A 24,799-nucleotide genomic window follows, 5' to 3' on the forward strand; every position below is an offset into this window, starting at 1 on the left:
CGTGGACACGCTCTTCGTCGCGCTGCGCGTCGCCCTCTCGCTGGGCGTCGTGCTCGCCCTGCTGTGGGTGCTGCAGAAGCGCCTCGCGAAGGGCGGGCTCCGCGGGGGCCGTGCCTCTGCCCCCGTCTCGATCGTCGCCCGTCAGGGCATCGGCGCCAAGGCCAGCGTCGTCGTGGTCGACGTCGAGGGTGAGCGTCTCGTGCTCGGAGTGACCGAGTCGTCGATCACCGTGCTGGCCGCGGCCGACGCTCCTGTCGCACAGCCGTCCGTCGTCGCGCTCGAGCCGGCCCCGCAGGAGGCGCGGGTCACGCCGATCGTCCCCCTCGCGTCGGTCGCCCCCGCGCCTGCCCCCTCCGCGGCCCCGAGCTTCGAGGCCGTGCTCGCCGCCGACGGCGCCGCGCACCCCGCTCGAGTTGCCCCGTCGCGGGCCTCTGACGCCGCCGAGGCCCCGCGAACTGGCAACTCCGCGATCGCCGCTCCGCTGCTGCGGCCGCGCGGGGCCGAGCGTCGCGCCGCGACGCTCGGCTCGCGTGCCGGCACGCGCGGCGGCGCCGCCGCGCGCGACCCGCGCGAGCGCGCCCGCGGCCGCGCCGCGAAGCCGCTCGAGGGCTCGATCCTCGCGCCCGACACCTGGCGGCAGGCGGCCGCCGCCGTCCGCGCCGGTCGAGCCGGATGAGCGGGTCCGCCGCGCACCGCGCGACCGTCACCGCCGCGCACCGCGCGACCCGCTCCTCCTTCGCCCCGGCCTTCGCCGCCGCCCTGCTGCTGCGCGTCCGCCCGACCCTCCGCGACGGCCTCCGCGGCGCACCGCTGCGGCACGCCCGCCTCGGCGCCCCCGCCGTCGGCGCAGCGCCCGTCCGCTTCGCGGACACCCGCCTCGCCCGCGCGGTCGTCGTCGCCCTGCTCGCGATGGTCGTCGCGTCCGGGCTCGTGATGCTGATCGGCCAGCAGGCCTCCGCCGCGCCCGTCGCCCCCACGTCGCCGACCGCGCCCGCGCAGCCCGGCACCGGCACCGGCACCGGCGGCACCGGCAGCACCGAGGGCACGACCGGCACCGGCACCGGCGAGACCCCCGACTTCACCGAGTCCGACCAGACCGTCACCGACGGCACGGGCACCGGCGGCCTGAACATCGACATCAACGGCCCCGACGGAGCCCCCAGCCAGGCGATCGTCACCCTGCTCGGCATCACGCTGCTCAGCGTCGCTCCGGCCCTGCTGCTGATGATGACGTCGTTCACGAAGATCTTCGTCGTGCTCGCGATGACGCGGAACGCGCTCGCGCTGCCGTCGATCCCGCCGAACCAGGTGCTCGCGGGCCTCGCCCTGTTCCTGAGCCTGTTCATCATGGCGCCGATCCTGGGGCACATCAACGACGACGCCGTGCAGCCCTACCTGAACGGGCAGCTCGACTTCCAGGGCGCGATCGACGCCGGTGCGGCGCCGCTCCGCGAGTTCATGCTGGCGCACACCCGCGAGGAGGACCTCGCGCTGATGACCCGCTCCGCCGACCAGCCGAACCCCGCCAGCCAGGCCGACGTGCCGATGCTGACGCTCATCCCGTCTTTCATGATCAGCGAGCTGCGCGCCGCGTTCATCATCGGGTTCGTCATCTTCATCCCGTTCCTCGTCATCGACCTCGTCGTCAGCGCCGCCCTCATGTCGATGGGCATGATGATGCTGCCGCCGGTGATGATCTCGCTGCCGTTCAAGATCCTGCTGTTCGTGCTCGTCGACGGCTGGGGGCTCATCATCACGAGCCTCATCGAGAGCTACCAGGTGGCTGCCTGATGGACTCCAACGCCGTCCTCGACCTGTCGATGCAGGCCCTCATCATTACGGGCAAGCTCGCCGCGCCCGTGCTGATCACCTCGCTCGTCGTCGGCTTCGCGATCTCGCTGCTGCAGTCGATCACGCAGATCCAGGAGGTGACCCTCGCGTTCGTGCCCAAGGCCGTCGCGGTCGGGATCGCCCTGATCGTCTGCGGCCACTGGATGATCAGCGAGATGGTCTCGTTCACGACCATGGTCTTCGACCGCATCCCCCAGCTGCTGAGCGGGGGCTAGGCCGCCGTGTCGATCGACCTCAGCTGGCTGGAGGCGACCATGCTCGCCGCCGTGCGCATGACCGCCTTCATCGTCATCGCGCCTCCGTTCTCGTACCGGGCGTTCCCCGGCCGCGTGAAGGCGATGCTCGGCGTCGGCCTCGCGCTCGCCGTGGCGCCGCGCGTCGCGCCCGGCTACGAGTCGCTCGACACGGGCGGCTTCGTGCTGGCGCTCGTGCTGGAGCTGGTCGTCGGCGCGGTGCTGGGGTTCCTCGTGTTCGTCGTCTTCGCCGCGATCCAGTCGGCGGGCAGCCTGATCGACCTGTTCGGCGGGTTCACCCTGGCCCAGGCCTTCGACCCGCAGTCGATGATCAACGGCGCGCAGTTCACCCGCCTGTTCCAGATGACGGCGCTCGCCCTGATGTTCGCCAGCGGCGGCTACCAGGTGCTGATCGGCGGCCTGACGCGCTCGTTCGACGCGTTCCCGCTCGGCCTCGGCATGGATCTCTCGCGCCCCGTCGAGCTGATGACGAACGGCGTCTCGCAGATGTTCCTCGCGACGCTGCAGATCGCCGGCCCGCTCTGCGTCGTGCTGTTCCTCGCCGACGTCGGGCTCGGACTGCTCAGCCGTGTCGCGCCGGCCCTGAACGCCTACGCCATGGGCTTCCCGCTCAAGATCCTGATGACCGTGATGCTCGCGGGCGGAGTGTTCCTCGCCCTCCCCGGCGTCGTGCAGAGCCTCACCGGCGACGCGGCCGACATGGTCCTGGGGGTGAGGTAGCGATGGCTGACGACAGCGGCGAGCGCTCCGAGGCGGCGACCGACAAGCGGATGAAGGAGGTCCGCTCCAAGGGCCAGCTCTCGCGGTCGCAGGACCTGAGCGCCTGGGTCGGCGTCGGCGCGGCCGCCGTCATGATCCCCAGCACGATCCAGCGCGGCGCCGAGGCCGGCACCGACCAGCTCTTCTCGATCGGCCAGGTGATCCGCCACCCCGACGACACCACCGTGCTGCAGCTGCTCGGCGGCGGCGTGGGCTCGATGGCCGGCACCCTCGGCCCGATGCTCGCGGTCGTCGGCGTGGCCGTGCTCGCGACCGCGGTCGTGCAGGGCGGCGTGCACGTCAAGCGCATGACCGGCAACTACGAGCAGTTCAACCTGCTCAACGGCCTCAAGACCACCTTCGGCACCCAGGCCCTCTGGAACGGCGCGAAGGCCCTGATCAAGACCTCCGTCGTCGGCCTCGTCCTCTGGATGGCCGTCCAGGGCCTCCTGCCCGTCCTCATGAGCGGAGGCGGCCTCAGCGTCTCCGCGATCATCGAGGAGGCGTCGGCCGGCACCACGGTCCTGCTCCAGGCCGCGATCGCGGCCGGCCTGCTCCTGGCGGCCGCCGACGTCTTCGTCGTCATGCGCCGCAACCGCAAGAAGACGCGGATGACCAAGAAGGAGGTGCGCGACGAGCACAAGAGCAGCGACGGCGACCCGCTGGTCAAGTCGCAGCGCCGCTCCCGCCAGCTCGCCATGAGCCGCAACCGCATGATGGGCGCGATCGTCGACGCCGACGTGGTGATGGTCAACCCGACCGACTACGCCGTCGCCCTCAAGTACGAGCCCGGCAAGGCCGCGCCCCGCGTCGTCGCCAAGGGCGCGGGCGCCGTCGCCGCGAAGATCCGCGAGCAGGCCGAGGCCGACGGCGTGCCGATGGTGGCCGACGTGCCGCTGACCCGGGCGCTGCACGCCTCGTGCGGCCTCGGCGAGGAGATCCCCGTCGACCTCTACACGCCGGTCGCCCGCGTCCTCACCTTCGTGATGGCCCTGAAGGCGCGCGGCGCGACCGCCGCCGTCGGCCGTGCCCACGCGAACCCCCGCCCCACCACGGCCGACGAGGTGTCGAGCGTGCTCGCCCCCGAGTCGCTGGCCCCCGACGCGGTGCCGCGCGCGATCCGCGCCGCCCGCGCCGCGCCTCCTGCGCCGGTCGCCCCCGCAGCCTCGGCTGCCCCCTCGCTCTCGCCCCGCCCCGCCGCCACCGGAGGAACCGCCTGATGAAGAAGACACTCCCCAAGCTCGCCGTGCCGGTCGGCGTCGTCGCGATCGTGCTGCTGCTCGTCGTGCCCGTGCCGGCGCCGATGCTCGACGTGCTGATCATCCTCAACATCCTGCTGGCGCTGGTGATCCTGCTCACGACGCTGTTCGTGAAGAAGCCGCTCGACTTCTCCGTGTTCCCGTCGCTGCTGCTCGTCGCGACGTTGTTCCGCCTCGGGCTCAACGTCGCCTCGACGCGCCTCGTGCTGGGCGAGGGCTTCGCCGGCCACGTGATCGAGGCGTTCGGCCACGTGGCGGTGAGCGGCTCGATCATCATCGGCGCCGTCATCTTCTGCATCCTGATCATCATCCAGTTCGTGGTCGTGACGAAGGGCGCCGAGCGCGTCGCCGAGGTCGGCGCCCGCTTCACCCTCGACGCCATGCCCGGCAAGCAGATGGCCATCGACGCCGACCTCAACGCCGGCCTGATCACCGACGAGGTCGCCAAGGAGCGCCGCGCCGCCGTCAGCGCCGAGGCCGACTTCTACGGCTCGATGGACGGCGCCTCGAAGTTCGTCAAGGGCGACGCGATCGCCGGCATCCTGATCATCGTCATCAACCTGGTCGGCGGCGTCGCGATCGGCGCGATCCAGAACGGCATGGCGATAGGCGAGGCGCTCAGCCACTACGGCCTGCTCACCATCGGCGACGGCCTCGTCACGCAGATCCCCGCGCTGCTGATGGCGGTCAGCACCGGCATGATCGTCACCCGCTCGGGCGCCGACAGCGACATGGGGTCGCAGGCGGCGGCGCAGCTCTCGCAGTCGCGCATCGCGATCATGATCGCCGGCGTCGCCGCGATCGGCATGGGCCTCATCCCCGGCATGCCGATCATCCCGTTCCTCGTGATCGGCGCCGGCCTGCTGCTGATCTCGCAGCGACTGGCGGCGAAGGCCAAGGCCGAGGAGGCGCAGGCGGCCCTCGAGGCGATCGCCGCGCCTCCTGCCCCCACCGACACGACCGAGGACCTGCTCGAGCAGATGCGGGTGCACGCGCTCGAGATCCTGCTCGCGCCCGACCTCGTCGACATGGTCAGCGGCTCGTCGGACGACCTGCTCGGCCGCGTCAAGGCGCTGCGCCGCAAGATCGCCGTCGACATGGGCATCGTCGTGCCGCCGGTGCGCACCCGCGACAGCGTCGACCTGCCGCCGTCGACCTACTCGATCCGCATCGCGGGCGTCGAGGCCGGCCGCGGCGTCGCCCCGACCCGTTCGGTGCTCGCCCTCGGCGACCAGCTCGACGGCCTGCCCGGCACGGCCACGGTCGAGCCCGTCTTCGGCCTCGCCGGCAAGTGGGTCCCGGCCGAGATGCGGCACAGCGCCGAGATGACCGGTGCGACCGTGATCGACCGTGTGTCCGTGCTCGTCACCCACCTGTCGTCGATCATCGGCGACAACGCCGCCCGGCTGCTCAGCCGCGAGGACGTCCGCGTGCTGACCGAGGGCCTCAAGCAGGTCAACGCGTCCGCGATCGACGACCTCGTGCCCGGCATGCTCTCGCTCGCCGAGCTGCAGCGCGTGCTGCAGGGCCTGCTCGCCGAGCGCGTCCCGATCAACGACCTCGGTCGCATCTGCGAGGGGCTCACCCTCCGTGCCAAGGTCTCGACCGACCCCGAGGGCCTGGTGGAGGCGGCCCGCGCCTCCCTGGGACCGGCCCTGACCGCGCGCCACCTCGACCAGGGCGTGCTCCGCGTCATCATGATCGACCCCGGTCTCGAGCAGTCGATGCTCGAGGGGCTGCGGCCGTCCGACCAGGGCACGCAGATCCTGCTCGACGGGCACCGCGTCGAGCAGGTGCTCGGCTCGCTGCGCGAGTCGGTCGCCTCCGTCGAGGCCCAGGGCCTCAGCGCCGTGTTGGTCTGCGCCCCGGCGCTGCGTCCCGCGATCCACCGCCTCGTCTCCGCTCAGCAGGGCGGGCTGCCGGTGCTGTCGTACCAGGAGGCCACGGCCGCGGGCTCGACCATCGAGACCGTGGGCGTCGTCCGCGCCGCCGACCCGATCACGGCGATCTGACGTGCCCGTGCGGAGGACGATGAGCGGCGAGTCGCTCGAGGCGCTGCGGGCCGAGGTCCGCGCCGTGCACGGCCCGGGCGCCCGGATCGTCGCGGCACAGAAGGTGACCGTCGGGGGAGTCGCGGGCGTCTTCGCCCGCAAGCACTACGAGGTCACCGTCGAGGTGCCCGACCCGCGCACCGACGTGCCGACGGCGCGCATCACGATCACGCCCCCGGCCTCCCGCGCCGGCATCGCTGCGCTGCTCGCCGACGCCGACGCGGCCGACGGGTTCGACCCGCGCGGCGGTGCCGACCTGGGCGGCGGTGCCGACCTGCGCGGCACGATCACCGCGCGACCCGAGGCCGGCCCGCGCGACCCGTTCGACGACGTGCTGGCCGGCCGCGAGGGCGCTGCGCCCCGGGTCGTCCGGGCCGTGCCGGCCGCGGGCGCAGGCGCCTCGGGCGCCTCGGGCAGCGCAGGCGCCTCGGGCAGCGCGGGTGTCGCCGGTGCCTCGGGTGTCGCGGGTGCCTCCGCGTCCGCCCAGCCGGTCCCGCCCGTCAGCCCCCGCCGTGCCGCGCGCGCCGCAGCTGCGGGCGCGCTCCCCTCGCCCCCGTCGCCCGCCGTCGCCGCGGCCGCCGGCGACCTCTCGACCCGCACGGACGCGTTCGCCGAGATCATGGACGACTTCACCTTCAACGGCATCGCCGTCCCCGAGGCCCCGGCGGCCGAGCTGCCCGACGCCGAGGAGGCGCCCGCCGGCCCCCTGACGACCGCCGCCGCGTTCCTCGCCGCGGCTGCCGCCTCCTCGTCCGCCCCCTCGGCGCTCGCCCCGGGCGATGCGGGCGACCGCCCCGCACCGTCCGTGCTGCGCGGGGCCGGCGACCTCGTGGTCGTCGTCGGGCGTCCGGGCGACGCGTTCCGCGTGGCCGCCCAGATGGCGACGTCGTTCGGGCTGCGCTCGGTCGACGCCGCCGACCGTCGCGGGGCGATCCTGGCCCGGGCGACCGGCGTGCACGAGGACTCCGCCGTCGTCACCGCCCTCGCGTGGGACGCCGCCGCGCCCGCCGCCCTCGAGGCGATCGCCGCCGACCAGGTCTGGGTCGCCGTCGACGTCGGCCGCAAGCACGACGACACCGCCCGCTGGGTCGAGGCCGTCCGGGCCGTGCAGCCGGTCGCGGCGGTCGCCGTCGTCGGCGAGGACGACACGTCGACGCCCGGCACCGTCCACCTGCTCGGCGTCCCCGTCGGCTGGCGCGCCTAGCGCCCGCGCCCGCGCGCCCGCCCCCGCGCCCCCGGCCGCGCCCGGCTGTCGCATCACGTTCCGAGCATCACGTCGCGTCACGGCGGGACGCGACGCTCGGAACGTGATGTGACACGAACTCCTGAGGTGGTCGCGCGGCGAGCGCCGCCGGTCTGCGCCGTCTCCGGCCCCGCACCTCCTAAGGTGGGGGGATGCTGGTGTTGACGCGCAAGGTCGGGGAGCGGATCCTCATCGGTGACGACATCGTCATCACCGTGCTCGACTCCCGTGGCGACGGCGTGCGCATCGGCATCGACGCCCCCCGCGGCGTGAAGATCCAGCGCGAAGAGGTCGTCAAGGCCGTGACCGAGGCCAACGTCGAGGCCGCCGGCGCGACCTCCGCGGCCGACGTCGAGGCCCGCCTCCGTGCCGCGCTCGGCGCGCCCGCCCCTCGCGCCGACCAGTAGCTCCGCAGGCCAGCAGCTTCCCGCCGGCAGGCAGCCGGCCTCAGCGGCTCCCGAACACGCTCCGCGACGGCTCCGGCGACGGCACCGCCGTGGCGTCCGTGACGACCGGCGCCCCGGCGACGAAGTCGCGCAGCTCGCGCCCGTGCACGACCTTGGCCGGCAGCGGGTCCGACGAGTAGAGCCGGGGCATGCGGTCGGTGGGCAGCGGCGAGGGCGAGCCGATCAGCACGACGTTGCCGAACCTCCTGCCCTTGAGGGTCGCAGGGTCGGCCACCGCGGCGACGTGCTCGAACACGGTCGACAACGTCGAGGCCTGCCCCCGGGCGAACGCCAGCCCGGCCCCGTCGGCCGAGTTCACGATCAGCATGCCGGTGGGCGACAGGAACGAGGACGCGGCCGTGTAGAACTCGAGGCTCGTCACGTGCGCCGGGATGCGCGACCCGCCGAAGACGTCGACGACGAGCAGGTCGACCGACCCGCGCAGCCCGGCCGGCAGCTTCTCCATCACCTCGCGGGCGTCGCCGTAGCGGAGCCGGATGGAGGCGCCCCTCGGGAAAGGCAGCCGCTCGCGCACCAGCGCGATCAGGTCGGCCTCGAGCTCGATCACCTGCTGGCGCGAGCCGGGCCGCGTCGCCTCGACGTACCGGGGCAGCGTGAGGGCGCCGCCGCCGAGGTGCAGGGCGGTCAGTGGCCCCTGGGGCAGCAGGTCGATCGCGTGGCCGATGCGGCGGACGTACTCGAAGGCCAGGTGCGTCGGGTCGTCGAGGTCGACGTGCGACTGCGGCGTGCCGTCGACGACGAGGGTGTACGAGCCGGGCCGGTGCCGGTCTTCGTCGACGCGGGCGAGGCCCGCTCCGATCGAGACCTCGGCGGGCGGGTCGTCGTGGGGTGCGGCCATGTCCCGATCTTCCCACCGAGGAGGCGCGGGCGGAATTCCGCGGGACCGCCTGCGTTATACCCGAGGTCAGCCCCGAGGTCAACGACAGGGCTTGCCAGGCGTGTCCCGGCTGCATAGTATTGACCTTTGCGCTCCCTCGTGCGTCCCGTCGTCATATCTCGGTCGACGACGCACATCCGAGACAGTCCCCCGAATATCGCGGCGGGGGCGTCCTCGGCCTCGGCTCCCGACACGGTCCTGTGACCCTGCCCTGCGGCCGACGGTCCCCGGGAGGGCCGTTCACCACCCACTCATACTGTCCGACAGTGATGACCCGACGGGGTCCACGGAGGTAACTTCCTTGGCTGCTGCGAACACCGCATCCACCAACTCGCCCAAGAACGGCCGTGGCGCATCGCGCCTCTCGTTCGCCAAGATCACCGACACGCTGACGGTCCCCGACCTCCTGGCGCTGCAGACCGAGAGCTTCGACTGGCTCGTCGGCAACGACATCTGGAAGACCCGCCTCGCCGAGGCGACGGAGCAGGGTCGTACCGACCTCGCCCTGCACTCCGGCCTGGAAGAGATCTTCGAGGAGATCTCGCCGATCGAAGACCTCGGCGAGACCATGCAGCTCAGCTTCACGGCGCCCGAGCTCGAAGACCCCAAGTACTCCATCGACGAGTGCAAGGAGCGCGGCAAGACCTACGCCGCCCCTCTCTACGTCAACGCCGAGTTCATGAACCACCTCACCGGTGAGATCAAGACCCAGACGGTCTTCATGGGCGACTTCCCCCTCATGACCGAGCGCGGCACGTTCATCATCAACGGCACCGAGCGCGTCGTCGTGTCGCAGCTGGTCCGCAGCCCCGGCGTCTACTTCGAGCGCGCCTCGGACAAGACCTCCGACAAGGACATCTACTCGGCTCGCGTCATCCCCAGCCGCGGTGCCTGGCTCGAGTTCGAGATCGACAAGCGCGACCAGGTCGGCGTCCGCATCGACCGCAAGCGCAAGCAGAGCGTCACCGTCTTCCTCAAGGCCCTCGGCCTGACCAGCGAAGAGATCACGGAGAAGTTCCAGGGCTTCGCGTCCATCGAGGCCACCCTCGAGAAGGACGCCATCCTCACGAAGGAAGAAGCCCTCAAGGACATCTACCGCAAGCTCCGTCCCGGCGAGCAGGTCGCTGCCGAGGCCGCGCGTGCGCTCCTCGACAACTTCTACTTCAACCCGAAGCGCTACGACCTGGCGAAGGTGGGTCGCTACAAGATCAACCGCAAGCTCGGCATCGACGCGCCCCTCGGCGACTCGGTCTTGACCGTCGACGACATCGTCGCGACGATCAATTACCTCGTCTCGCTGCACGCCGAGCAGAAGACGATCGACGGCACCCGCGACGGCGAGTCCGTCGAGCTGCGCCTCGACGTCGACGACATCGACCACTTCGGCAACCGTCGCATCCGCGCGGTCGGCGAGCTGATCCAGAACCAGGTCCGCACCGGCCTGTCCCGCATGGAGCGCGTCGTCCGCGAGCGCATGACCACGCAGGACATCGAGGCGATCACCCCGCAGACCCTGATCAACGTGCGCCCCGTCGTCGCCGCGATCAAGGAGTTCTTCGGCACCTCGCAGCTGTCGCAGTTCATGGACCAGAACAACCCGCTGTCGGGCCTGACGCACAAGCGTCGCCTCAGCGCGCTCGGCCCCGGTGGCCTGAGCCGCGAGCGCGCCGGCGTCGAGGTCCGCGACGTCCACCCGTCGCACTACGGCCGCATGTGCCCGATCGAGACCCCGGAAGGCCCGAACATCGGCCTGATCGGCTCGCTCGCCTCGTTCGCCCGCATCAACTCGTTCGGCTTCATCGAGACGCCCTACCGTCGTGTCAACGGCGGCAACGTCAGCACCACGATCGACTACCTCACCGCCTCTGAAGAAGACGAGTTCGTCGTCGCCCAGGCCAACGCTCCGCTCGACGACGACTTCAACTTCGTCGACGACAAGGTGCTGGTCCGCAAGAAGGGCGGCGAGGTGGAGCTCGTCGCCAAGGACGAGGTCGACTACATGGACGTCTCGCCGCGCCAGATGGTGTCGGTCGCGACCTCGCTCATCCCGTTCCTCGAGCACGACGACGCGAACCGTGCCCTCATGGGCGCCAACATGCAGCGTCAGGCCGTCCCGCTGGTCCGCAGCGAGAGCCCCCTGGTCGGCACCGGCATGGAGGGCTACACGGCCATCGACGCCGGCGACGTCGTCACCGCCGACGCCGCAGGTGTCGTCACCGAGGTCTCGGCCGACGTCGTCACCGTCCAGCTGGACGAGGGCGGCACGCAGGACTACTACCTGCGCAAGTTCGACCGCTCGAACCAGGGCGCCAGCTACAACCACCGCGTGATCGTCGACGCCGGTCAGCGCATCGAGGTCGGCGAGGTCATCGCCGACGGCCCTGCGACCGAGAACGGCGAGCTCGCGCTCGGCAAGAACCTGCTCGTCGCGTTCATGCCGTGGGAGGGCTACAACTACGAGGACGCGATGATCCTGTCGCAGAACCTCGTGAAGGACGACACGCTCTCCTCGATCCACATCGAGGAGTACGAGGTCGACGCCCGCGACACGAAGCTCGGCAAGGAGGAGATCACCCGTGACCTCCCCAACGTCAGCCCCGACCTGCTGGCCGACCTCGACGACCGCGGCATCATCCGCATCGGCGCCGAGGTCCGTCCCGGCGACATCCTCGTCGGCAAGGTCACGCCCAAGGGCGAGACCGAGCTCTCTGCCGAGGAGCGCCTCCTGCGCGCCATCTTCAACGAGAAGAGCCGTGAGGTCCGCGACACGTCCCTGAAGGTGCCCCACGGCGAGCAGGGAACCGTCATCGGCGTCAAGGTCTTCGACTCTCAGGACGGCGACGACGAGCTCGGCTCGGGCGTCAACCAGCGCGTCGTGGTGTTCATCGCGCAGCGACGCAAGATCACCGCGGGCGACAAGCTCGCCGGCCGTCACGGCAACAAGGGCGTCATCTCGACGATCCTCCCCGTCGAGGACATGCCGTTCCTCGCGGACGGCACGCCGGTCGACATCATCCTGAACCCGCTGGGCGTCCCCGGTCGCATGAACTTCGGCCAGGTGCTCGAGATCCACCTCGGGTGGATCGCGGCGCAGGGCTGGAACGTCGAGGGCATCCAGGAGTGGGCCAAGAACCTCCCGCCGGAGGCGCTCAGCGCGGCTCCCGGCACGAAGGTCGCCACCCCGGTGTTCGACGGTGCCGCCGAGCGCGAGATCGAGGGTCTCCTCGACTCGACGCTGCCCACGCGTGACGGCGACCGCCTGATCGGCTCCTCGGGAAAGACGATGCTGTTCGACGGTCGTTCGGGAGAGCCCTTCCCGAACCCGATCTCGGTCGGCTACATGTACATCCTGAAGCTGCACCACCTCGTCGACGACAAGATCCACGCGCGTTCGACGGGCCCCTACTCGATGATCACGCAGCAGCCCCTGGGCGGTAAGGCCCAGTTCGGCGGACAGCGCTTCGGCGAGATGGAGGTGTGGGCCCTCGAGGCCTACGGTGCCGCGTACGCGCTGCAGGAGCTCCTGACGATCAAGTCCGACGACATCCTCGGCCGCGTCAAGGTCTACGAGGCGATCGTCAAGGGCGAGAACATCCAGGAGCCCGGCATCCCCGAGAGCTTCAAGGTCCTCATCAAGGAGATGCAGTCGCTGTGCCTGAACGTCGAGGTCCTCTCGGCCGACGGCCAGACGGTCAGCCTGCGCGACACGGACGACGAGGTCTTCCGTGCTGCGGAAGAGCTCGGCATCAACATCTCCTCCCGCTTCGAGTCGTCGAACGTCGACGAGATCTAAGCCCCCTTCCCACAACGACACGTCGATACATCTGACAAGGGACTGAATTTTGATCGAAGCAACAACTTTCGATGAGCTGCGGATCGGCCTCGCCACGGCCGAGAACATCCGCGCCTGGTCGCACGGTGAGGTCAAGAAGCCGGAGACCATCAACTACCGCACGCTGAAGCCCGAGAAGGACGGCCTCTTCGGAGAGCAGATCTTCGGGCCGTCGCGTGACTGGGAGTGCGCGTGCGGCAAGTACAAGCGCGTCCGCTTCAAGGGCATCGTCTGCGAGCGCTGCGGCGTCGAGGTCACGAAGTCGTCGGTGCGCCGTGAGCGCATGGGCCACATCGAGCTCGCTGCCCCCGTCACGCACATCTGGTACTTCAAGGGCGTCCCGTCGCGCCTCGGCTACCTGCTCGACATGGCGCCGAAAGACCTCGAGAAGGTCATCTACTTCGCCGCCTACATGGTGATCTCGATCGACGACGAGGGCCGTCACGCCGACATGCCCGGTCTCGAGAACGAGCTCCGCCTCGAGATCAAGCAGCTCGAGACGCAGCGCGACACGCGCATCGCCGACCGTCTGCAGAAGCTCGAGGTCGACCTCGCCGCTCTTGAAGAAGAAGGTGCGAAGAGCGACCAGAAGCGTCGTGCGAAAGACGTCGCCGAGAAGGAGATGGGCCAGACCCGCAAGGCCTTCGACGAGGACATCAACCGCCTCGAGCGCGTGTGGGAGGACTTCCGCACGCTCAAGGTGGGCGACCTCAAGCCCGAGGACGCCGTCTTCCACGAGCTCCAGGACCGCTTCGGCATGTACTTCGAGGCCCACATGGGCGCCGAGGCCATCAAGAAGCGCCTCGAGGGCTTCGACCTGACCACCGAGGCCGAGAACCTGCACCTGCAGATCTCGGAGGGCAAGGGCCAGAAGAAGATCCGCGCGATCAAGCGCCTGCGCGTCGTCAGCTCCTTCCTCGCCACGGGCAACTCGCCCGCCGCGATGGTGCTCGACGTCGTGCCGGTGATCCCGCCCGAGCTGCGCCCGATGGTGCAGCTCGACGGTGGTCGCTTCGCGACGTCCGACCTGAACGACCTCTACCGTCGCGTCATCAACCGCAACAACCGCCTCCGTCGACTGCTCGACCTCGGTGCCCCCGAGATCATCGTCAACAACGAGAAGCGGATGCTGCAGGAGGCGGTGGACGCGCTCTTCGACAACGGTCGCCGCGGCCGTCCCGTCACGGGCACCGGCAACCGCGCCCTGAAGTCCCTGAGCGACATGCTCAAGGGAAAGCAGGGTCGGTTCCGCCAGAACCTGCTCGGCAAGCGCGTCGACTACTCCGGTCGTTCGGTCATCATCGTCGGCCCGACGCTCAAGCTGCACCAGTGCGGCCTGCCGAAGCAGATGGCGCTCGAGCTGTTCAAGCCCTTCGTCATCAAGCGCCTGATCGACCTGTCGCACGCTCAGAACATCAAGAGCGCCAAGCGCATGGTCGAGCGTTCGCGCCCGCAGGTGTGGGACGTCCTCGAGGAGATCATCCGCGAGCGCCCCGTGCTGCTGAACCGCGCGCCCACGCTGCACCGTCTCGGCATCCAGGCCTTCGAGCCCCAGCTGGTCGAGGGCAAGGCCATCCAGCTGCACCCGCTCGTCTGCGCGGCGTTCAACGCCGACTTCGACGGCGACCAGATGGCCGTGCACCTGCCGCTGTCCGTCGAGGCCCAGGCCGAGGCGCGCATCCTGATGCTCGCGTCGAACAACATCCTGAAGCCGTCCGACGGCCGACCGGTGACCCTGCCCGCACAGGACATGATCATCGGCCTGCACTACCTGACGACGGTCACCGAGGGCGCTGTCGGCGAGGGCCGTGCCTTCTCCTCCGTGTCCGAGGCGATCCTCGCCAAGGACCAGGGCACGCTCGACCTGAATGCCATGGCCAAGATCCGCATGAACGGCGTGCACTTCGCCGAGGGCGAGGCTCCCGAGGGCTACGAGGTCGGACAGGACATCCTGCTCGACACGACCCTCGGTCGTGCGCTCTTCAACGAGAACCTGCCGGCGGACTACCCGTTCGTGCAGCAGGTGACCGACAAGGGCATGCTCTCGACGATCGTCAACGACCTCGCCGAGCGCTACCCCAAGGTCGCCGTCGCTGCTGCGCTCGACAACATCAAGGACGCGGGCTTCTACTGGGCCTCGCGCTCCGGTGTCACGGTCGCCCTCTCCGACGTCCTCACGCCTCCGCGCAAGCCGGAGATCGTGGCGGGCTACGAGAAGCAGGCCGCCGCGGTGCAGTCCGAGTTCGACAAGGGCCTCATCAGCGACGCCGAGCGTCGTGCGGACCTGATCAAGATCTGGACGGAGGCCACGAACGAGGTCGCCGCCGAGATGCGGGCCAACTTCCCGGTCGACAACACGATCAACCGCATGGTCACCTCGGGTGCTCGTGGAAACTGGCTGCAGGTGCGCAACATCGCCGGCATGCGAGGCCTCGTGAACAACCCGAAGGGCGACATCATCCCCCGCCCGATCATCTCGTCGTACCGCGAGGGCCTGTCGGTGGCCGAGTACTTCATCGCGACGCACGGTGCCCGCAAGGGACTGGCCGACACGGCCCTCCGTACGGCCGACTCGGGGTACCTGACCCGTCGACTCGTCGACGTGTCGCAGGACGTCATCATCCGTGAGGACGACTGCGGCACCTCGCGCGGTCTCGAGATGCCCATCGCCGCACCCGACGCCGACGGCGTCATGGTGCGCGACGCGACCGTCGAGAACACCGTGTTCGCCCGTTCGCTGGCGGCTGCGGCCGTCGACGCGAAGGGCACCGTGCTGGCCGAGGCCGGCGCCGACGTCGGAGACGTGCTGATCGACGAGCTCGTGGCGGCAGGGGTCGAGACCATCAAGGTCCGTTCCGTGCTCACCTGCGAGGCCGCGGTCGGCGTCTGCGCCCAGTGCTACGGCCGCTCGCTCGCGACCGGCAACCTGGTCGACATCGGCGAGGCCGTCGGCATCATCGCGGCCCAGTCGATCGGCGAGCCCGGCACGCAGCTCACGATGCGCACCTTCCACACCGGTGGTTCGGCCTCGGCCGACGACATCACGCAGGGTCTTCCCCGCGTGACGGAGCTGTTCGAGGCACGTACCCCCAAGGGTGCGTCCCCGATCGCCGACGGTGCCGGTCGCATCACGATCGAGGACACGGACAAGGCCCGACGGGTCATCCTCAACCTCGACAACGGCGACGAGCCGGTCATCTACCCCGTGCTCAAGCGCTCGACCCTCCTCGTCGAGGACGGTCAACACGTCGAGCTCGGCGCGCAGATCATCGCCGGTGCGGTCGACCCGAAGGAGGTCCTGCGAGTCAAGGGCGTCCGTGCGGTGCAGCAGCACCTCGTCGGGGGCGTCCAGGACGTCTACCGTTCGCAGGGCGTGCCGATCCACGACAAGCACATCGAGGTCATCGTCCGTCAGATGCTCCGCAAGGTCACCGTCGTCGACCACGCCGACACCGACCTGCTCCCCGGTGAGCTCGTCGACCGGTCGAAGTACAACGAGATCAACCGTGCGGCGCTGACCGAGGGCAAGCGGACCGCGTCCGCCCGCCAGGAGGTCATGGGCATCACCAAGGCCTCGCTCGCGACCGAGTCGTGGTTGTCGGCCGCCTCCTTCCAGGAGACGACCCGCGTGCTCACGCAGGCTGCGATGGAGGGCAAGAGCGACCCCCTGGTCGGTCTGAAGGAGAACGTGATCATCGGAAAGCTGATCCCTGCGGGAACAGGGCTGTCGCGCTACCGCGACGTCTCGGTCGAGGCGACGGAAGAAGCGAAGGCCGAGCGGTACCCCAACCGCGTGTTCACGGACGACGCGTCGTTCACCGAGGCTGACCTCAGCTTCGTGGACTTCGACTCGTTCTCGTCGGACGACTTCACGCCCGGCACCTACAACTGAGCAGGCGGGCCAGACGACCTCCGGGTCTGACGGTCCATCCGGTCAGCAGCACCACGACGGGCCCCGGCCCTCGCACCACGCGAGGGACGGGGCCCGTCGTCGTCGGTCCGCGAGCCCACGAGGAGGTGCCCGTCGGCGGCGCCGGCTCGCGACCGGCCCCCGAGACCGGGCAGTATGGAGCGATGAGCTCCGAGCAGTCCGTGCCCTCGTCCCCGCCCGTCGAGCCCACTGTCGCGCGGGGAGAGGCCGCCGTGGGCGTCCGGCTCGACGCGGTCGACCTGCCCGTCAGCGCCCGGGTCCCGAGGCCGGACGCGCCCCTCCCTCATGATCGTGACGGCCTGTGCTGGCGCCCGGCCACCCTGGTCGACCTCGGTGCCCTGCACGCGCTCGACGGGCGCGTGGCGTCGCGCGACCACCCGCTGCACGTGACCTCGCTGTCGTCGATGCGACAGCTGCTCGAGATGCCCGGCATCGACCTCGAGCGCGACTCCCTCGTCGCCGACGAGGGGGACGGGCAGCTGGTCGCCTGGGGGCTCAGCTTCCTCTGGCCGGTGCGGGAGTCGGTCGTCCGCGTCTCCGTCGACGGCGGCGTCGACCCCCGCAGGCGCGGACTCGGCCTCGGGCGCGAGCTGCTCGAGTGGCAACGGCTGCGGGGCGAGCAGCACCTGTCGGGGTCGGACGAGGTGCTGCCTGCCGTGCTCGCCGGGGGCGTCGAGGAGGGGGCAGCCGCGCACGCGGCGCTGATGCAGCGTCAGGGCTTCGCTCCGGCCCGCTGGTGGAGCACGCTCAGCCGCGACCTGACCCGGCCGGTCGAGTCGGTGCGCCTCGACGACGCGGTGCGGCTCGAAGAGTACTCGACGGCCCTCGAGGAGGCGACGCGCCTCGCCCGCAACGAGGCGTTCGTCGACCACTGGGGCAGCCAGGCGAGCACGCCCGAGGTGTGGCGCATGCTCGTCGGGGCGGCGACGTTCCGAGCCGACCTCTCGTTCGTGGCGGTCGCCGAGGGCGACGACGGCGAGGAGGAGGTGGTCGCCTTCGTGCTCACCACCGTCGAGCCCGAGCAGTGGGCGGCCCACGGCGGCCGCAGCGCCCACGTCGACTACGTGGGCGTCCGGCGGGCCTGGCGCGGTCGGCACCTCGCGCAGTCGCTGCTCGCGACGGCCCTGGCCCGGCAGGCCGACGAGGGCTTCGAGCTCTGCGTGCTCGACGTCGACTCGACGAGCCCCACGGGCGCCGTCGGGCTCTACGAGCGCGCGGGCTTCACCGTCGCGGGTCGTCGCGCCGCGTACCTCCGCGAGTACTGACCCGAGGCCACGCCGGTCGCGCTAGCCGCGGACGGTCAGGATCTCCGCGCCGTCCTCGGTGATGGCGACTGTGTGCTCGCTGTGCGCCGTGAGGCAGCCGGTCGCGCTGCGGAGGGTCCAGCCGTCGTCGTCGGTCACGAGCTCGTCGGTGTCGGCCATGACCCAGGGCTCGAGGGCGAGCAGCAGGCCCGGGCGCAGCTTGTAGCCGCGGCCCGGGCGGCCGATGTTCGCGACGTGCGGGTCCTGGTGCATGGTCGAGCCGATGCCGTGGCCGCCGAACTGCACGTTCACGGGGTACCCCGCCGCGGTCAGCACCGAGCCGATGGCGTACGAGACGTCGCCCATCTTCGCCCCGGGAACGGCTGCCGCGATCGCCGCCTCCAGGGCGCGCTCGGTCGTCTCGATCAGCTCCGTGCTGCCCGCGGGGCGCGCGGTGCCGACCACGAAGCTCAGGGCGGAGTCGGCGGCGATGCCGTTCAGCACGACGGCCAGGTCGAGGGTCAGCAGGTCGCCGTCGCGCAGGGCGTAGTCGTGAGGGAGCCCGTGCAGCACGGCGTCGTTGACCGCCGTGCAGATCCAGTGGCCGAACGGCCCGCGGCCGAACGAGGGCGCGTAGTCGACGTAGCAGGACTCGCCGCCGGCCTCGACGATCATCTCGCGGGTCCACTCGTCGATCTCGAGCAGGTTCGTGCCGACGGTGACGCGCTGCGACACCGTGTGCAGGATGTGCCCGACCAGCGCTCCGGAGTCGCGGGCACGGCCCAGCTCGGCGGGGCTGAAGATCTCGATCACGGGGCGTCTCCTCGGGTCTGCCGGCGCGCGGCGGGACAACTGTCCCGGTAATGCTATCCCGACCATCGCCTCCTCGGGCTAGGCTCTGCGCATGGTCCGTCTGCCGCTGAGCCCCGCCGAGGTCGCTCGCGGCCGCCGCCTCGGGGCCCTGCTGCGGCAGGCGCGCGGCGAGCGGTCGATGCTCCGTACGGCCCTCGACGCCGGCGTCTCGCCCGAGACGCTGCGCAAGATCGAGTCCGGCCGGGTCGCGACCCCGTCGTTCCCCACCATCGCGGCGATCGCCCAGGTCGTCGGCGTCTCGCTCGACGACGTCTGGGCCGAGATCAGCCAGCCGACGCAGGGCGACCAGGCGCAGGAGGCGGTCGTCCCCGTCGACGCGCCGCTCGCCTCCTAGCACCCTCGGCCGCCGCCTCCCCGGCTGCTCGTCCCTTGCCCCGAGGCGGCGTAGGCGAGAAGGGACGCCGCAGGTGTGGGCCCTCGCCCACGTCGTCCCACGACGCCTGCGTCACCGTCCGCGGCGCCCGACGCGGGCGCGGCCTAGGGTCAGAGGGTGCAGTTCGAGCAGGCCCTCACCGACACCGTCCTCCTGCGGGAGGCGCGGGTCGGCGACGCCGCCGCCCTCGCCGAGGCGCACCGGCGCAACCGCGAGCACCTCGCGCCGTGGGACCCGGAGCGGGCGCCGTCGTTCTTCGAGCCCGCCGGCCAGCGGGCCATGCTCACGGCGCGCATCGCGTCGGCCGCCGCCGGCGAGCAGCAGCCGTTCCACCTGATGGACGGCGACCGCGTGGTCGGCACGATCGCCCTCAACCAGATCGTCCGCGGGCCGCTGCAGAAGGCAGCCGTCGGCTACTGGGTCGACCGAGAGCGGACGGGGCAGGGCCTGGCCAAGGCGGCGCTGGCGGTCGTCGTCGACCTCGCGGCGACCGTCCTCCGCCTGCACCGCCTCGAGGCGAGCGCCCTGCCGCACAACGCGGGGTCGCGTGCCGTGCTCGCCGCCTCGGGCTTCGAGCAGTACGGCACGGCGCCGGGCTACCTCCGCATCGCGGGGGAGTGGCGCGAGCACGTGCTGTACCAGCGCCTCCTCGACTAGGCCCGGTCGATCCGGGGATCGGTGAAGGCGAGGCCGACGTACTCCGCCTCAACCTCCGGGAACGACATGCCGGTCGACGGTTCATGGCGGACGACGAGTCGTCCGGCGAACAGGATGTCAGGGGGGGGTCCGCCGTCTCGGGCCAACTGGAGGAGCTGCACGGCGTCGTGACCGGTGAGGCCCAGGCGGTACGAGGTCGACCCTTGGCCTCCGAGATCGACGTACTCGTCATCGGGGCACTCGACCGTGACGCTGAGGTAGGCCGGATCATCATCCACGATGTCCGTGACTGCGACGACCGTCCCTCGTCTCACTAGATAGGACATGCAGGGTTCCTCTCCTCAGGCGATCAGCATCGTAGTTCAGGGCCGTGGGATGGCTGAGTCCCCCCGGGGCCCTGGTCCACGTCGCGACTCGGGGCCAGGAGGGCCCGAGAATCCACCTCTCTCCTTCGCCATCGGTTGGGCGTCCTCGAACCCTGCACCGTCATCGACCAGAGGCGCAAGATTTCATAGAATGTATTTCAGTGGAAATATCTCGTGGATCGCTCTGCTGGGCCGGGAGTCGGCGCACGACGACGGGGCGCCGACCTCAGTGGTCGACGCCCCGTCGGGGTGCTGCGGCGCAGGGAGCCGCGGCGTGGGTCAGAAGGCCAGCTGGCCCTCGACCTCCTTGGACTTCATGCGAGCGAGGGCGAGGTTCGCCTTCGAGCGGTCGAGCACGAAGTAGATGAAGACCTCGCGGTTGCTGGCGAGGGGCCGGATGATGTGGATCTGGCTCGAGAGGGTGATGAGGATGTCCTCGATCGAGTCGGCGAGGCCCAGCGACTTGGCGGTCTTGAGCTTCGCGCGGACGACCTCGGTGTTGCCGGCCGCGGCCAGCTCCAGGTCGATGCCGCTGCCGGCGCCGCCGAGCAGCATGCCGGACGCGCTGTCGACGACGGCGGCGGCCATCGCGCCGTCGACGGTGAGGAGGGTCTCGAGGGACTCGGTGATGTTGGCCATGGGTGCAGTGCTTCCTGTTCGGGTCAGGGCAGTTCGGGTGTGAGCTGTCCGGCCCTGACCTGGTCGGGTCAGGGGTGGTGCGGGCAGCGGCGCCGGCGTCGGGCGGGCACCGCTCGGCAGCCGGCCACGGAGGTGCGGCCGGAGCGGTCGGAGGGGCAGGGCTGCGTGCCTGGCCAGGGTCAGAGGGCGGGGACGGCGTGCGCGACGGCGGGTGCGTCGCCGTGCGCGTCGCAGTGCTCGACGGCGGCGTCCGGCTCGTGGGCGGCCGCGTCGGGCTGCACGGCCGGGCGGTCGGCCAAGGAGGCGGCCAGCTGCTGGGCGCAGCGGCGCGCGACCGAGAGGGCCTTGCCGAGCGTCTCGTCGTCGTCGAACAGCGCGCCGAGCACGACGGGGTGCCCGGGGACGCGCAGCTGGATGACGTGGCCCTTCTGGGACGCGATGATGACGTACTCGCTCGAGCCGATCCGCACCTCCCGGGCGACGGCCTCGCTGAGCGCCTGGATGGAGCTGGCCATGCTGGCGAAGCGGTTCGCGTCGACCTTGCCGTCGGGCACGTGGACGACCTCGAAGCCGTCGTCGGTGAGGAACGAGCCGTAGACGAGCGAGCGGCTCACCTCGCCCATCGAGAGCAGGGCCTGGCGGCCGAGGTCGACGACGACGGGGTCGAGGTGGGGTGCGAGGCTCACTCGGCCACCGCCACGGCGGGCTGGGCGGCGAGGGGCGCGGAGGCGACGGGCGCCGCGGTGAACATCTCGCGCATCTCGATGTTGGCGACGAGCGTCATGAGGACGGTGCGCATCTGGTCTTCCTGTCGGGGGTCGACCGTGAACACCGGCACGACCAGGTCGGGACGGCGCTCGGTCAGCGCCGCCGAGTAGTCGGCCACCGTCGGGGTGGCCGACACGTCGGAGCGCGTCGCCGCGACGACGACGCCGCCCCGGTCGTAGAGGTCGCGGAACTCGTCGAGGAACGTCAGCATCTCGCCGACGGGGTCGGCGGCGTCGTTGTTGACGAGCAGCACCATGCCCTTCGCGCGCTCCTTGAGGATCGTCCACATGAAGTCGAAGCGCTGCTGGCCGGGGATGCCGTAGAGGCGCACCTTGTCGGTCTCGCCGAGGGTGATCTCGCCGTAGTCGAGGGCGACCGTGGTCGTGTCCTTGTCCGCGGTGGCCCGGTCGGTGTTCGCGGCCTCGGTGCGGACGACCTCGGTCTCGCTGAGCGTCTCGATCGCGGTGGTCTTGCCGGCGCCCATCGGGCCGCCGAAGAGGATGACGTGCTCGGCCATCAGAGGCCGAGCCGGTCGCGCAGGCGGCTGAAGAGCCCGCCGCGGCGGGGCTGCGGGGCGACTCGGACCGCAGCGGGGTCGGACGGGGCCGTGGCCGAGCCGACGGCGGTGGCGGCGACCGCGGCCGGCTCGGGCGACTCGGCGCGCAGCAGGCGCATCAGGCTGAACGCGTTGACCAGGCGGCGGGCCTCGGACGGGTCCGACTCGCTGGCGTTGGCCAGCTCGCTCACCGGGAGGAACGTGTAGCCGAGCATCGCGGTCATCCGCATCTGCTCGGGGGTGTGCGCCAGCATCGTGAAGTTCGGCCAGCGCACCAGCTTGTAGCGGTCGTCGCGCTGCAGCCACCAGGCGAGCTCGCCCAGGAACGAGTTGTTGCCGATCAGCCACAGCAGCGCGTCGAGGTCGGTGCCGGGCGCGCGCGACGCCTCGACGGCGGGGTCCTTGGCCTCGACCACCACGTCGATGTCGACGGGCTCGGCGGGGAACGCCGTCAGGGGCGTGTCCCACCAGTACGAGTTCGTCTCCACGTCGACGACGAGGGGCAGGTGGTCGGCCTGGCGCACGACCACGATCGACGCGGTCGGCTGCTGCTGGAGTCGGTGGAGGGCGATAGCCACGCCGGTCCAGCCGAACGACGGCACGGTGATGCCCGTCGTCTCGAGGCCGGGGGCGCTGCCCGCGTGGGGGTCCTGCGGGGCCGCTGGCGCGGTCCGGGCAGGCTCGAACGTCATCTCGTGACCGTGCATCGTGCGTGGCTCCTAGGGGGGTCGGCGATCGTCATCCGTGAAACTGGGCCACACGTGTCGTCGGGCCCAGGATCGCCGTCGTCCACTAGACCAGTCGGGTCCGGCGGTGTGCCACCCCCTGTTCTGGGCGGCGACGACCCCCTTTCTGGGCGGTCGTCGCGCCTCCTCGTGGCTGCCGGCGACCCGGTCGGGAGCCCCCCGCCGAGGGCTGTGACGCAGACGGGGGGCACCCTCACTGGGACGTGTCGCACGAGCGGCCCCGCCGTAGCGTGGCGACTGCTCGGGACGACTCCCGAGGACCTGCGGCCAGGACCCCGACATGCCCGGCGCGCGTACCGAGGAGATGCACCCGTGGCTTCGATGACCGAGATCCTGATCCTGCACGGGCTGCTGCCCATGGAGCACCTCGACCGCGTGGGGCGCCGGGGCGCCGACGAGGAGGCGTCCATCAGGGAGCTGCTCGAGTCCGGCACCGTGACCCCCGCGCAGGTCGCCCGCGCCAGGGCCCAGGCCAACGGCGTCGACTTCGTCGAGCTCGTCGACTACCCGGTCGACCGCGCCGCCGTCACGATGGTGCCCGCCGCCGTCTGTCGCCGGCACAGCGTGCTGCCGATCGCGGTGCGCGACGGCCTCCTCCTGCTCGCGATGGCCGACCCGGGCGACGTCTTCGCCATCGACGACGTGCGCGCCGCCCTCCGGATCGGCGTCGAGCCGGTGCTCGCCGACCGTGCCGACCTGCAGGCCGCGCTCGACCGCTACCTCCGCGCCGACGACGAGCTCAACGACCTCACCTCGACCCTCGAGGAGGAGACCAGCGCGGTCGAGGCCGCCCAGGCCGACATCGCGTCCGCCGGCCCCGACGACGACGTGCCCATCGTGCGCTTCGTGAACCTGCTCGTCAGCCAGGCCATCACCGACCACGCCTCCGACATCCACATCGAGCCGGCCGAGCACGACGTGCGCATCCGCTACCGCATCGACGGGGTGCTGCACGAGATGCAGCCGGCCCCCAAGGCGATCCAGAACGGCGTCATCTCGCGCCTCAAGATCATGAGCGAGATCGACATCGCCGAGCGGCGACGCCCGCAGGACGGCCGCATGTCGGTGCGCCACGGCGGCCGGCAGATCGACCTGCGCGTCGCGACCCTGCCGACCGTGTGGGGCGAGAAGGTCGTCATGCGGATCCTCGACAACTCGAACACGTCGATGAGCCTGCGCGACCTGAACCTGCTCGAGCGCAACTTCGACGTCTACGCCGCGTCGTACTCGAAGCCCTACGGCATGATCCTCGTGACCGGCCCGACCGGCTCGGGCAAGTCGACGACCCTCTACACGACCCTCAACGCGGTCGCCCGGCCCGAGATCAACGTCATCACGGTCGAGGACCCGGTCGAGTACCGGATGGACGGCATCAACCAGGTGCAGGTGAACCCCAAGGCGGGCCTCACCTTCGCCGGCGCGCTGCGGAGCATCCTGCGGTCCGACCCCGACGTCGTCCTGCTCGGCGAGATCCGCGACCACGAGACGGCGCAGATCGCCATCGAGGCGTCGCTGACCGGGCACCTCGTGCTCAGCACGCTGCACACGAACGACGCCCCCAGCGCGATCACCCGCCTCACCGAGATGGGCATCGAGCCGTTCCTCGTCGGCAGCGCGATCGACTGCGTCGTCGCCCAGCGCCTCGCGCGCCGCCTCTGCGACCGCTGCAAGACGCCGACCTCGTACACGCCGCGTCAGCTCGAGCACCTGCGGTTCCCGGTGCGCCTCGACGAGCCCGCGCCGCTCGTCTACCAGCCCGTCGGCTGCGCGCAGTGCTCGAACACGGGCTACCGCGGCCGCATCGCCCTGCACGAGGTGATGAGCGTCTCCGAGGAGATCGAGCGCCTCGCCGTCTCCCGCGCCTCGAGCGCCGAGATCGCCCGCGTCGCCACCGAGCAGGGCATGGTCAGCCTCCGCCACGACGGCTGGGCCAAGGCGAAGCTCGGCCTGACCAGCGTCGAAGAGATCCTGCGGGTCGTCGCGTGAGCGCACGCCGCAGCACGTGCTCCCGCACGCCGCGCACCGCGCCCGCCCGCACCGCGCCCGCCCGCACC

21 protein-coding genes are annotated in these 24,799 nt (G+C 71.1%); 14 read left to right on the forward strand and 7 right to left on the reverse strand.

The window, feature by feature from the left end:
- Window position 1: 1 nt before the first annotated feature.
- From ES689_RS15600 to csrA, 8 genes are all read left to right on the forward strand, one after another.
- Complete coding sequence (locus ES689_RS15600; RefSeq protein WP_191330297.1) at window positions 2–676, forward strand: flagellar biosynthetic protein FliO; 675 nt, start codon at window positions 2–4, stop codon at window positions 674–676.
- Between the two features lie 233 nt (window positions 677–909).
- Entirely contained in the window at window positions 910–1,791 is an 882-nt protein-coding gene (fliP, locus tag ES689_RS08190; RefSeq protein WP_223269514.1) for a flagellar type III secretion system pore protein FliP, read from the forward strand.
- On the forward strand, window positions 1,791–2,066 hold the full coding sequence (gene fliQ / locus ES689_RS08195; RefSeq protein ID WP_123547654.1) for a flagellar biosynthesis protein FliQ: 276 nt from the start codon (window positions 1,791–1,793) through the stop codon (window positions 2,064–2,066). The genes fliP and fliQ overlap by 1 nt, the downstream gene beginning before the upstream one ends.
- Window positions 2,067–2,105: 39 nt before the next feature.
- On the forward strand, window positions 2,106–2,825 hold the full coding sequence (locus ES689_RS08200) for a flagellar biosynthetic protein FliR (RefSeq protein WP_146903609.1): 720 nt from the start codon (window positions 2,106–2,108) through the stop codon (window positions 2,823–2,825).
- Between the two features lie 2 nt (window positions 2,826–2,827).
- Window positions 2,828–4,084: a flagellar biosynthesis protein FlhB gene (locus tag ES689_RS08205; protein WP_146902742.1), complete on the forward strand. Its 1,257-nt coding sequence runs from the start codon at window positions 2,828–2,830 to the stop codon at window positions 4,082–4,084.
- Window positions 4,084–6,135, forward strand: coding sequence for a flagellar biosynthesis protein FlhA (locus ES689_RS08210; RefSeq protein WP_146902745.1), 2,052 nt, complete (start codon window positions 4,084–4,086; stop codon window positions 6,133–6,135). Before ES689_RS08205 ends, ES689_RS08210 begins: the two co-directional genes overlap by 1 nt.
- Before the next feature lie 19 nt (window positions 6,136–6,154).
- Window positions 6,155–7,378 carry a hypothetical protein gene (locus ES689_RS08215; protein ID WP_146902747.1) on the forward strand — a complete coding sequence of 408 codons (1,224 nt, stop codon included), beginning with the start codon at window positions 6,155–6,157 and terminating at the stop codon, window positions 7,376–7,378.
- Window positions 7,379–7,569: 191 nt separating this feature from the next.
- Window positions 7,570–7,824, forward strand: coding sequence for a carbon storage regulator CsrA (gene csrA, locus ES689_RS08220; RefSeq protein WP_146902750.1), 255 nt, complete (start codon window positions 7,570–7,572; stop codon window positions 7,822–7,824).
- 40 nt (window positions 7,825–7,864) lie between these two features.
- Here the strand turns inward: csrA and ES689_RS08225 are convergent, their stop codons facing one another.
- Window positions 7,865–8,722, reverse strand: coding sequence for a spermidine synthase (locus tag ES689_RS08225; RefSeq protein ID WP_146902753.1), 858 nt, complete (start codon window positions 8,720–8,722; stop codon window positions 7,865–7,867).
- A gap of 340 nt (window positions 8,723–9,062) precedes the next feature.
- Here ES689_RS08225 and rpoB point away from each other — a divergent pair, with 340 nt between their 5' ends.
- The 3 genes from rpoB to ES689_RS08240 all read left to right on the forward strand — a co-directional run bounded on the left by rpoB (window position 9,063) and on the right by ES689_RS08240 (window position 17,789).
- Entirely contained in the window at window positions 9,063–12,554 is a 3,492-nt protein-coding gene (gene rpoB, locus ES689_RS08230; RefSeq protein WP_146902756.1) for a DNA-directed RNA polymerase subunit beta, read from the forward strand.
- Between the two features lie 49 nt (window positions 12,555–12,603).
- Entirely contained in the window at window positions 12,604–16,485 is a 3,882-nt protein-coding gene (locus ES689_RS08235) for a DNA-directed RNA polymerase subunit beta' (RefSeq protein ID WP_133738215.1), read from the forward strand.
- A 182-nt stretch (window positions 16,486–16,667) separates the two neighbouring features.
- Entirely contained in the window at window positions 16,668–17,789 is a 1,122-nt protein-coding gene (locus tag ES689_RS08240; protein ID WP_146902759.1) for an N-acetyltransferase, read from the forward strand.
- A 21-nt stretch (window positions 17,790–17,810) separates the two neighbouring features.
- Here the strand turns inward: ES689_RS08240 and map are convergent, their stop codons facing one another.
- Window positions 17,811–18,581 carry a type I methionyl aminopeptidase gene (gene map, locus ES689_RS08245; RefSeq protein WP_146902762.1) on the reverse strand — a complete coding sequence of 257 codons (771 nt, stop codon included), beginning with the start codon at window positions 18,579–18,581 and terminating at the stop codon, window positions 17,811–17,813.
- A 91-nt stretch (window positions 18,582–18,672) separates the two neighbouring features.
- Between map and ES689_RS08250 the strand changes: the two genes are divergently transcribed.
- Together ES689_RS08250 and ES689_RS08255 are read left to right on the forward strand one after the other, a co-directional pair.
- A complete protein-coding gene (locus tag ES689_RS08250) occupies window positions 18,673–18,975 on the forward strand; it encodes a helix-turn-helix transcriptional regulator (protein WP_146902765.1) in 303 nt (100 codons plus the stop codon).
- A 156-nt stretch (window positions 18,976–19,131) separates the two neighbouring features.
- Window positions 19,132–19,671, forward strand: coding sequence for a GNAT family N-acetyltransferase (locus tag ES689_RS08255; RefSeq protein ID WP_146902768.1), 540 nt, complete (start codon window positions 19,132–19,134; stop codon window positions 19,669–19,671).
- Here ES689_RS08255 and ES689_RS08260 read toward each other — a convergent pair.
- The 5 genes from ES689_RS08260 to ES689_RS08280 form a co-directional block, all read right to left on the reverse strand.
- Window positions 19,668–19,997: a hypothetical protein gene (locus tag ES689_RS08260; protein WP_146902771.1), complete on the reverse strand. Its 330-nt coding sequence runs from the start codon at window positions 19,995–19,997 to the stop codon at window positions 19,668–19,670. The two genes, ES689_RS08255 and ES689_RS08260, sit on opposite strands and share 4 nt — an antisense overlap.
- A 318-nt stretch (window positions 19,998–20,315) precedes the next feature.
- Window positions 20,316–20,675, reverse strand: coding sequence for a hypothetical protein (locus tag ES689_RS08265; RefSeq protein ID WP_146902774.1), 360 nt, complete (start codon window positions 20,673–20,675; stop codon window positions 20,316–20,318).
- A 179-nt stretch (window positions 20,676–20,854) separates the two neighbouring features.
- Window positions 20,855–21,361 (reverse strand): roadblock/LC7 domain-containing protein, encoded by a 507-nt coding sequence (locus tag ES689_RS08270; protein WP_191330299.1) that lies wholly within the window; start codon window positions 21,359–21,361, stop codon window positions 20,855–20,857.
- Window positions 21,358–21,960 (reverse strand): ATP/GTP-binding protein, encoded by a 603-nt coding sequence (locus ES689_RS08275; protein WP_146902777.1) that lies wholly within the window; start codon window positions 21,958–21,960, stop codon window positions 21,358–21,360. Before ES689_RS08275 ends, ES689_RS08270 begins: the two co-directional genes overlap by 4 nt.
- The gene (locus ES689_RS08280; RefSeq protein ID WP_146902779.1) at window positions 21,960–22,691 is read right to left on the reverse strand and encodes a hypothetical protein; all 732 of its coding nucleotides are present in this window, start codon (window positions 22,689–22,691) and stop codon (window positions 21,960–21,962) included. The genes ES689_RS08275 and ES689_RS08280 overlap by 1 nt, the downstream gene beginning before the upstream one ends.
- A 366-nt stretch (window positions 22,692–23,057) precedes the next feature.
- On the opposite strand from ES689_RS08280, the gene ES689_RS08285 reads away from it, so the two are divergent.
- Window positions 23,058–24,731, forward strand: coding sequence for a GspE/PulE family protein (locus tag ES689_RS08285; protein WP_146902782.1), 1,674 nt, complete (start codon window positions 23,058–23,060; stop codon window positions 24,729–24,731).
- Window positions 24,732–24,799: the final 68 nt, after the last annotated feature.

The sequence above is a fragment of the Frigoribacterium sp. ACAM 257 genome, from assembly GCF_007954365.1.
GTDB lineage: Bacteria > Actinomycetota > Actinomycetes > Actinomycetales > Microbacteriaceae > Frigoribacterium.

What these genes read in the sequence shown, in the direction of transcription:
- ES689_RS08240 (WP_146902759.1), top strand. Translation starts at nt 16,668, where the DNA reads ATGAGCTCCGAGCAGTCCGTGCCCTCGTCCCCGCCCGTCGAGCCCACT.
- ES689_RS08210 (WP_146902745.1), top strand. Translation starts at nt 4,084, where the DNA reads ATGAAGAAGACACTCCCCAAGCTCGCCGTGCCGGTCGGCGTCGTCGCG.
- ES689_RS08215 (WP_146902747.1), top strand. Translation starts at nt 6,155, where the DNA reads ATGAGCGGCGAGTCGCTCGAGGCGCTGCGGGCCGAGGTCCGCGCCGTG.
- ES689_RS08225 (WP_146902753.1), bottom strand. Translation starts at nt 8,722, where the DNA reads ATGGCCGCACCCCACGACGACCCGCCCGCCGAGGTCTCGATCGGAGCG.
- ES689_RS08260 (WP_146902771.1), bottom strand. Translation starts at nt 19,997, where the DNA reads ATGTCCTATCTAGTGAGACGAGGGACGGTCGTCGCAGTCACGGACATC.
- csrA (WP_146902750.1), top strand. Translation starts at nt 7,570, where the DNA reads ATGCTGGTGTTGACGCGCAAGGTCGGGGAGCGGATCCTCATCGGTGAC.
- ES689_RS08205 (WP_146902742.1), top strand. Translation starts at nt 2,828, where the DNA reads ATGGCTGACGACAGCGGCGAGCGCTCCGAGGCGGCGACCGACAAGCGG.
- ES689_RS08280 (WP_146902779.1), bottom strand. Translation starts at nt 22,691, where the DNA reads ATGACGTTCGAGCCTGCCCGGACCGCGCCAGCGGCCCCGCAGGACCCC.
- ES689_RS08200 (WP_146903609.1), top strand. Translation starts at nt 2,106, where the DNA reads ATGCTCGCCGCCGTGCGCATGACCGCCTTCATCGTCATCGCGCCTCCG.
- fliP (WP_223269514.1), top strand. Translation starts at nt 910, where the DNA reads ATGGTCGTCGCGTCCGGGCTCGTGATGCTGATCGGCCAGCAGGCCTCC.
- ES689_RS08275 (WP_146902777.1), bottom strand. Translation starts at nt 21,960, where the DNA reads ATGGCCGAGCACGTCATCCTCTTCGGCGGCCCGATGGGCGCCGGCAAG.
- ES689_RS08250 (WP_146902765.1), top strand. Translation starts at nt 18,673, where the DNA reads ATGGTCCGTCTGCCGCTGAGCCCCGCCGAGGTCGCTCGCGGCCGCCGC.
- fliQ (WP_123547654.1), top strand. Translation starts at nt 1,791, where the DNA reads ATGGACTCCAACGCCGTCCTCGACCTGTCGATGCAGGCCCTCATCATT.
- ES689_RS08265 (WP_146902774.1), bottom strand. Translation starts at nt 20,675, where the DNA reads ATGGCCAACATCACCGAGTCCCTCGAGACCCTCCTCACCGTCGACGGC.